Genomic DNA, 8,912 nt, shown 5'->3' on the forward strand with positions numbered 1-8,912 from the left:
GGAAGTCCTTAACTGGAAGTTCCTGACTTTAGACGTGGGATCAATCCAAAATTCTTCGACGGATCGACTGAGCGATCGCCGAACTTCTGAGTGTTCACAACGAAGTCCAAAATCCAAAATCCAAAATTATATGACTGTAATCTCCATTACCTCAGCAGTATTTGTAGTTCTGCTAAAATTAGCTTATTAATGCAATCCCCTAAATAATTAACAGTAGATAATTTTTTCATTATCCAGAAACAAGTATCTGTTCTAGTTGTGGTACGCCAGGATTGCATACAATTTGCAATTTTTCAACTCTCAAACTGCAAAAATTATTATCCCTTTCTCAATGACCAATCATTTTTGGTGGTTAAAACGAATAAAACCTATAATTATGTACTCCTCAAACAATACCAAACAATGGTATGAATTTAGAACTAGGGAAAAATTTGAATTTTATCAGTTAATTAATTGAGGCAAAAGATTGCAAAAAATTAGGGGAATAATCCCTTGGTACTCCTGTGGCTTGGGACTTACAGAAGTTTATAACTCAAATAAAAGACTGACCAACATAACATATATCCCTAAATTACTCCTGAACTCTTGTAACTCCTGAGCCCTTGTAAATCCTCTTTCTCAAGTAATACAAAAATATTAACGGAGGGAATCACTGCTATGAAATTTCATACTATAGGGAGCAAAGACTTGAATTGGCTTCTATATTTTCGTTAAGCTGGCAACCGGAGATAAAAAATTAGGTCTGTGTTGTTTAGATGAGAGATGGAAACGAATAGTCAATAGTCAAACGCCCATAAATAATTACTATATATTCTCGACTGTTGACTGGGAAGTCTGCCTAACAGCTTCAGTGTTTCCTACTTTAGTAGTCGCTCTTGGAGGCAATCTCCATTACCAGACTACTTCACCGCCAGCTGCTCTACTTGGGAAAATCCCAAGACCGCACTGACTAACCATACTACCCACTTGCATAAGAAAAAAATGGCAAACAACGAAGAAAATCGCGGTTTAAAGTCTTTATTTGATTGGTTTGCAAATCGACGTAAATCTGGTACTACTAACTTAGAGCGCCAAGAAAGGGAAATTGCTGATGGTTTATGGCATAAATGTCCCAAATGTGGTGTCCTCTCATATACCAAAGACTTGCGAGCAAATCAGATGGTTTGTATGGATTGTGGTCATCATAATCGGGTTGATAGTGATGAACGCATTCGCCAATTGATAGATGCTAACACTTGGAGACCAATGGACGAACATTTATGTCCCACCGATCCCTTGGGTTTCCGCGATCGCAAAGCATACTGCGATCGCTTGCGGGAGTATCAAGAAAAAAGTGGCTTAATCGATGCAGTGAAAACTGGGTTAGGTCAAATTAATGGTTTACCCATCGCTTTAGGAGTCATGGATTTCCGGTTCATGGGCGGAAGTATGGGTTCAGTAGTAGGGGAAAAGCTCACCCGTTTAATTGAAGAAGCCACCCAACGTCATTATCCCGTAGTAATTATCTGCACATCTGGTGGTGCAAGGATGCAGGAAGGGATGCTGTCTTTAATGCAGATGGCAAAAATTTCTGGGGCTTTGGATAGACATCGGCAAGCCAAATTATTATATATTCCCATTTTGACTAATCCCACCACTGGCGGCGTGACTGCTAGTTTTGCCATGTTGGGGGATTTGATTATTGCAGAACCCAAAGCAACCATCGGTTTTGCTGGTCGGCGAGTGATTGAGCAAACCTTGAGAGAAAAGCTACCAGATGATTTCCAAACTGCTGAGGATCTACTCAAGCACGGTTTTGTAGATGATATTGTCCCCCGTACTCAATTAAAGCAAACCTTAGCCCAATTAATTAGCTTACACCAGCCTCCGGTAACCTCAACAAACCCTAGCATGGCATTTTTGCAGAAGACAATGACCTTAAGTTCTACCGCAGCTGAATAATATGCTGTGAGGGAAATAATTTAAGGCATTCTCAGCAACGGATAATGTAAAGGATTAAACTCAATTACTCTCTGTGTATCCGCTCAATATCCGTTGCTTGTCGGTTTAAATGCGTGGCTTAGCAAGTTGTGGGTATTTACTGATTTTGGTGTAGTTTATACCATTTAAGTAATCAAACAAAAATATTTACCATTATTACAAACTACGCGAAATAATCCTAACCCTTGCGATTGCTTCATTTCACTCCGTTACACTCGCAATGACATTGTGTAATTAATTATGTTTAACTACTTATCTAAATTCTGGCTACAGATAATTCTCCCCCTGCTCCCTGCCCTCCATGTGTAGTTTGATTTTGGAGAATTGGTATTAAATGGGGCTTTATTTTGATGAGGATTAGTAGTAAAAAAACCCCTTGCAGGGGTTGTAAACATAGTGTTGTAGTAAATTAAAACTTACAGCAGATATAACAAGATAAACAGAACAATCCAAATTACATCAACGAAGTGCCAATATAGTTCGGCCGCTTCTATACCAAAATGCTTTTCACTACTGTAATGGTCTTTTTTGAGCGATCGCCACAATACCGCTACAATTGCCAAGACACCAATGGTAACGTGCAATCCGTGGAAACCAGTCAATACGTAAAATGCACTGGCATATAAATTGGTAGTCAAACCAAATTCTAAATGGCTGTACTCATACACCTGTCCTATCAAGAAAATAGTACCCATCAAGGCAGTAATCGCAAACCACATTTGCATCCCCTTGACATGATTTTTCTTGATTGCTGTATCGGCATTATGAATCACAAAGCTGCTAGAAATCAGAATTATGGTATTAATTCCGGGGAGCAATAATTCTCGCTCTGGAGTACCCGCAGGAGGCCACACTGGTAAGCTAGAACGGAGGATAAGATATGCTCCAAACATACCTATAAAAATCATCCCTTCTGCAATCAAGAAGACAACCAACCCAGTCATACGCAGGTCTGGATGTTCTTCATGAGCCTCTGCTGCTGTGGTGTGATGATAATTTAAGGCAGTTTTTTCTGGATCGATTGTTTGACCTTGCATGAATTTTTAATTAAATGATGAGTTATGAATGCTTGAGGTTGATAGTTGTTGATTGTTAGTTGTTGGTTGATGGTTGACAGTTGATAGTTATATTTCCTTCACTCCTTCACTCCTTCATTCCTTCACTCCATCTTGCTCCCCTACCTTTTACCAATACAGAAATTGAGTAAGGTGCGTTAGAAAATTAACGCACCTTAATATTTTTACGAATTAGCTGCAACTGCTGTTTCCTGCTCAGTTATAGCTGTATCTGTTTCTTCTCTTTCCATACCATAGTCATAAGGACCAGTTTTCAATACTGGCTGTCCTTCAAAGTTTTCAATGGCTGGAGGAGAAGTCGTCATCCATTCTAAAGTCAGTGCTTGCCAAGGATTATCACTTGCTTTTGCTCCAAACATCCAATTCCAAATTACATTAACAATGAAGGGCAATGTGGAAACTGCCAGAATGTAAGAACCATAGGTGCAGACTTGGTTGAGGTTGGTAAACTGGGGATCATATTGAGCAATACGGCGATTCATCCCCATCAATCCCAATTTATGCATGGGTAAGAAAGTCATATTCATACCCACGAGGGTTAAGACAAAGTGTACTTTACCCCAAAACTCATTTAACATCCGTCCAGTGATTTTGGGGAACCAGTGATAATAACCGGCAAAAATGCCAAACACTGCACCACCAAATAATACATAGTGCAAGTGTGCAACTACAAAATAAGTATCGTGGACGTGGATATCAAAGGGTACAGATGCCAACATTACCCCACTGATACCACCAATCACAAAAGTACTGACAAAACCGATGGCAAATAACATGGCACTGTTGAGACGGATTTTACCACCCCACATAGTTGCCAACCAACTAAAAATTTTGATCCCCGTGGGTACAGCAATGATCATAGTGGCGATCATAAAGAACATCCGTAACCAATCGGGAACCCCACTGGTAAACATATGGTGTGCCCAGACAATCAATCCCAAAAAGCTAATTGCCAAACTTGAATAAGCGATCGCTTGATAACCAAAAATTGGTTTACGGGAATGAACAGGGATTACTTCCGAAATTACGCCAAAGAAGGGCAAAATCATAATGTATACTGCCGGATGGGAGTAAAACCAGAACATATGCTGGTAAACTACCGGATCCCCTCCACCAGTAGGGTTAAAAAATGCCGTCCCTGCAATCAGATCAAAAGACAGGAGAATTAGCGCCCCTGCCAACACTGGAGTAGAAATTAATGCCAGTGCCGAAGTTGACAACATTGCCCAACAAAATAAAGGCATTTTATTAAATGTCATGCCGGGGGTACGCATCTTGAAGATGGTGACGAGAAAATTAATCGCCCCCAAAATCGACGATGTACCTAGTAGCAGTACACTCATAATCCAAATTGCCTCCCCTACCTTACCTGTGACTAAGCTCAGGGGTGGATAGGAAGTCCAACCAGCATCGGGAGCATCACCCACAATTAAACTGGATATCAGTAGTATTCCTGCTGGGGGAATAATCCAAAATGCCAGAGCATTCAGCCGGGGGAATGCCATATCCTTTGCTCCAATCATCAAAGGGAGCAAGAAATTAGCTAAACCTGCACCTGCGGGCACAATCCACAAAAAAATCATGATTGTAGCGTGCAGGGTAAACAGGCCATTGTATAATTCCGGGCTGACAAAATCTGAACTCGGTGTGCGTAATTCTGTGCGTACCAAGTCAGCTAAAACACCGCCAATACAATAAAAAATGAAGGTTGTAACTAAATATTGAACAGCAATTACTTTGTGGTCAGTATTAAAAGTAAAGTAGTCTATCCATTTTCTCACCTCATGAGGAGAGTGACCAGCCGGTTTTGGGGCTGAGGGTTCTAACTGTGTTTGGGTCATACAACTTGGGATTTTAGATTTGCAATTTTGGATTGACCGCACAGATAAATCTGGGGACTTTTATAATTCAGGCTATTGGTTATCAGTTATTTACCATTACACAACTCCTAAATCCTGGCTATTTATGAATCTGATGCAGAACCTCTGGATTAACACCCATTTGTTGAGTATAAGGTGTCAAAAATTCATCTGGGGATATGTCCCCTGGATTCATTGCCACAGCTTGATTTAATTCGTCCTGACTAGCCACTAACTGTTCTTGCTGCCACTTGGCAAAAGCTTCTGGGGTTTCTACCACCACCTGGGTTCTCATTGCACCATGGTAAGGGCCGCATAATTCAGCACAAATTAGAGCATAATCCCCTTCAGTTTTGGGTGTAAACCGAAATACGCTTTCTCTGCCAGGAATAGCATCTTGCTTGAGACGAAATTCTGGAACCCAAAAGGCATGGATCACATCAGTTGCCGTCATCTTAATTTCCACCTTTTTGCCGATTGGTAGGTGCATTTCACCAGTGGTAATTCCAGATTCTGGGTAGGTAAAAATCCAAGCATATTGCAAGCCCATGACATTAATTACAACATCAGCAGGTGGACGTTCCTGTTCTGGCATCAACATATCCGCCTGGGCAATATCTCCTGGGGAAGAATCGCTCAAAGTTGCAGCCATAGCGCTCCCTGGCATGGATTGGGCTTCTTGAGTAATTGGTGCTTGGTGTGCTGAATGGATATCAACACCACTGAGAGAGGTGTAAACATCAAAGCTATATACAGAAATACCCAAAACAATAATTGCGGGGATCGCCGTCCATAGAATCTCTAAGGGCACATTACCCTCAATTGGTGGTCCATCTGTATTGTCACCAGCTCGTTGCCGATATTTCCAGGCACAATAAATTAAAACTCCCTCAACAATCAGAAATATACCTGTAGAGATGGTCATCATAGTATTAAACAGACCATCTACTAAAGTAGCTTCCTCCGAGGCAGCCGTTGGCAGGAGACCGTGATTTTGACCGTACCATAAGCTGATTAAGGTCAAAAGAATGCCAATTAGTAATGTCCAAATGGAACTGGGAATTTTCACGGTTAAAAGAATTAATGACTTTACTAGGTTGAATAAAAAATACTTGTCCAATTACCAAGGTAATCCAGGTAATTGGATATTTATTACTAGATACGGAAATTTTTATTAATTTTTTAGGTAGCTTTTCTCTGCCTCAAGAGGCATAAATCCCTTCTATATGCCGATACACCAACATTTCTCAAGTGCAGACTGTTGGCTAACCATAGCCCTACACTGCTATTAGAATAAACCTGGATATAATAACCAGAAAAATCCCTAAGGCGTAAGAGTAAAACTAGCTCAAGCTGATTCTCAGTATAAGTTAGTCCCCATGTCTAAACCTGGACTATGCGCTAGGGTAGAGATGGGTCAATGCTAAAACAATGGGAATAGGAATCTGATAGCTCCTAACGAGCGAACATATAGGTATCTTTCATGAACGAATTTGTCCTAGAACAACAAAATGTAGCAGTAGCGCCGCAGCAAGAGCCGCAGGATAAAATTCGTCGCTTGGTGTGGAGGATGTGTGTAGCCACTCTGATTTTGATGGCAATAGGCAGTGCCACCCGCGTAATGAATGCTGGGCTTGCTTGCCCCGATTGGCCTTTGTGCTATGGGGAATTAGTACCAACCAAACAAATGAATTTTCAGGTGTTTTTGGAATGGTTTCATCGGTTGGATGCAGCATTGATTGGAATTAGCGCGATCGCACTAGTAGGATTATCTTGGTGGCATCGTCGTTCTTTACCTAAATGGCTACCTTGGGCATCTACTTTTGCCTTGTTTTTAATTGTTTTCCAAGGTGTTTTAGGTGGACTTACTGTTACCCAATTATTGCGGTTTGATATTGTTACTGCTCACTTGGGAACGGCATTATTATTCTTTACGACCCTATTAATCATTGGCACAGCCCTAACTCCCTATCAAGGGACGGGAACTGTGGGTAAATTGCCTTGGGTGGGTTTAACTGCGACTATTTTGGTTTACCTGCAAAGTATATTAGGTGCTTTGGTGGGCTCTCGCTGGGCACTGCATCAATGTTTTGCTGGTTATCAACTCTGCACTGTCATGTATAGCCATATTTTCGGCTTGGTACCACCAACAGTGGCTACCTTGGCTTTAGTTTGGCTCTCTTGGCGCACCCCAGCATTACATCCAGTTTTGCGACGACTGGCAAATATTGCTGGTCAATTGTTAATCCTGCAAATTCTTTTGGGAGTTGCTACATTTAGATTGCATTTGCAAGTAGAGCCACTGACTGTGATTCACCAAGCTATAGGCGCTACATTGTTAGGAACTTTGGTAGTTTTCTCTGTGCTCTCTCTACGTGACTACCACGGCAACAATAGTACTAACTCTTACTCTCTAGAAACCACAACAAGTGCTAAAACAGAACAAACATCTGTTTCATAACAACATTAAGTTATGTCGGTGTTGGGATTGCGCTGTGGTGAAATTGCTAATGGCTAGTGTTAGCCATTAGCAATTAGTAATAAGAATTTATAGAAGCTATACAAGAGAGATAATTCCCTTCTTCTAGTTCAGATCCCCAGAAAGGCTGAACCGCAATATGTAATTTATTGAAACATAAGGAACTAGTGCCAAGATGATTGAGACAAATGTCTCTCGCCACCATGAATCTTTTCTGGAAGTAATACACAGCTACTATCAACTAACCAAGCCTCGAATTATTCCCTTGTTACTAATTACTACAGCTGGCAGTATGTGGATTGCTGCCAAGGGAGAGGTAAATCCATGGCTGTTGTTAGCCACCTTGGCTGGTGGAACTTTAGCTGCTGCTAGCGCCCAAACCATTAACTGTATCTATGACAGAGATATAGATTACGATATGGAGCGCACTCGCCATCGTCCCATCCCCTCCGGGAAGGTACAGCCACGAGATGCCCTGATTTTTGCCATTGTTTTGGCAATTATGTCCTTTAGCTTACTAACGGTATTTGCTAACCTGTTAGCAGCAGCGTTAGCAACATCGGGTATAATATTTTATGTTTTAATTTATACCCATTGGTTAAAACGCCACAGCACTCAAAATATTGTGATTGGCGGAGCCGCAGGGGCGATTCCGGCATTGGTAGGCTGGGCTGCTGTTACCGATACCTTAAGCTGGACTGCATGGTTATTATTTGCCATTGTCTTTTTGTGGACACCACCCCACTTCTGGGCTTTGGCATTAATGATTAGGGATGATTATGCAAAGGTAGGGGTGCCTATGTTACCAGTAGTTGCAGGTAACTTACCTACGGTCAAACAGATTTGGGCTTATACCTTAATCACCGTTGGCGCAACCCTTTTACTGGTATATCCTTTACAAGAAGCAGGTGTTTTGTATGCTGCGATCGCAGTTTATTTAGGTGGTGTATTTATTTACAAAGCTTGGCAATTACTGCATAACCCCAATGACAAAACTCTAGCCAGGGGTTTGTTTCTCTATTCTATTTCCTACATGATGTTGTTGTGTTTGGGAATGGTAATTGACAGTCTTCCTCTAACTCATCATGTTATTAGCATGGTGTGGACTCAGTTACATTTTCTTGGTTGAAACTGATAAGTAAATAAAAACCCGACTTAATTAATAAGTCGGGTTTTTATTTTTTACTCATAAATTAAATATTAAGAAAAAAGCTAAGAACCGGAAAAATTTGCCAGTTATTATTTGGCTTGATATTAACTTATTATACATTTCTCAATAAAAATTATCAGCTATAGGTATTTAGCTTATGGTATTTTGATTTTTACTGTTAAGTTTAAAACTTAAATCTATAATTTCACTATTTTTAATAGTCAGGAGTTAATATGCCATTAACTAAAAAGTGCATTGCCGAATTTATAGGAACCTTTTGGCTGGTTATAGGAGGATGTGGTAGTGCTGTATTTGCTGCTAGTTTTCTGCCCAAGGGCGACAACCCCTTTCCTCTAGGATTAGCCCTC

The 8,912-nt window shown here is 40.8% G+C and carries 6 protein-coding genes; 3 read left to right on the plus strand and 3 right to left on the minus strand.

Features of this window, described 5'->3' with window-relative positions; all coding sequences use genetic code 11:
* Positions 1-981: 981 nt before the first annotated feature.
* A complete protein-coding gene (gene accD / locus CALSC_RS13325) occupies positions 982-1,941 on the plus strand; it encodes an acetyl-CoA carboxylase, carboxyltransferase subunit beta (protein WP_088241820.1) in 960 nt (319 codons plus the stop codon).
* A gap of 455 nt (positions 1,942-2,396) precedes the next feature.
* On the opposite strand, the gene CALSC_RS13330 is transcribed toward accD, so the two are convergent.
* From CALSC_RS13330 to CALSC_RS13340, 3 genes are all read right to left on the minus strand, one after another.
* Positions 2,397-3,017 (minus strand): cytochrome c oxidase subunit 3, encoded by a 621-nt coding sequence (locus CALSC_RS13330; RefSeq protein WP_088241821.1) that lies wholly within the window; start codon positions 3,015-3,017, stop codon positions 2,397-2,399.
* Between the two features lie 203 nt (positions 3,018-3,220).
* Positions 3,221-4,897 (minus strand): cytochrome c oxidase subunit I, encoded by a 1,677-nt coding sequence (ctaD, locus tag CALSC_RS13335; protein WP_088241822.1) that lies wholly within the window; start codon positions 4,895-4,897, stop codon positions 3,221-3,223.
* Positions 4,898-5,015: 118 nt separating this feature from the next.
* Positions 5,016-5,984 (minus strand): cytochrome c oxidase subunit II, encoded by a 969-nt coding sequence (locus CALSC_RS13340; protein WP_088241823.1) that lies wholly within the window; start codon positions 5,982-5,984, stop codon positions 5,016-5,018.
* A gap of 414 nt (positions 5,985-6,398) precedes the next feature.
* Here CALSC_RS13340 and CALSC_RS13345 point away from each other — a divergent pair, with 414 nt between their 5' ends.
* Positions 6,399-7,376, plus strand: coding sequence for a COX15/CtaA family protein (locus tag CALSC_RS13345; protein WP_088241824.1), 978 nt, complete (start codon positions 6,399-6,401; stop codon positions 7,374-7,376).
* 193 nt (positions 7,377-7,569) lie between these two features.
* Positions 7,570-8,523 (plus strand): heme o synthase, encoded by a 954-nt coding sequence (locus tag CALSC_RS13350; RefSeq protein ID WP_088241825.1) that lies wholly within the window; start codon positions 7,570-7,572, stop codon positions 8,521-8,523.
* Positions 8,524-8,912 lie beyond the last annotated feature (389 nt).

It is taken from the genome of Calothrix rhizosoleniae SC01 (assembly GCF_900185595.1).
GTDB classification, from domain to species: Bacteria; Cyanobacteriota; Cyanobacteriia; order Cyanobacteriales; family Nostocaceae; genus Calothrix_A; species Calothrix_A rhizosoleniae.

Coding starts and splice junctions, on each gene's coding strand:
- CALSC_RS13350 (WP_088241825.1), top strand. CDS start 7,570: ATGATTGAGACAAATGTCTCTCGCCACCATGAATCTTTTCTGGAAGTA.
- accD (WP_088241820.1), top strand. CDS start 982: ATGGCAAACAACGAAGAAAATCGCGGTTTAAAGTCTTTATTTGATTGG.
- CALSC_RS13330 (WP_088241821.1), bottom strand. CDS start 3,017: ATGCAAGGTCAAACAATCGATCCAGAAAAAACTGCCTTAAATTATCAT.
- CALSC_RS13345 (WP_088241824.1), top strand. CDS start 6,399: ATGAACGAATTTGTCCTAGAACAACAAAATGTAGCAGTAGCGCCGCAG.
- ctaD (WP_088241822.1), bottom strand. CDS start 4,897: ATGACCCAAACACAGTTAGAACCCTCAGCCCCAAAACCGGCTGGTCAC.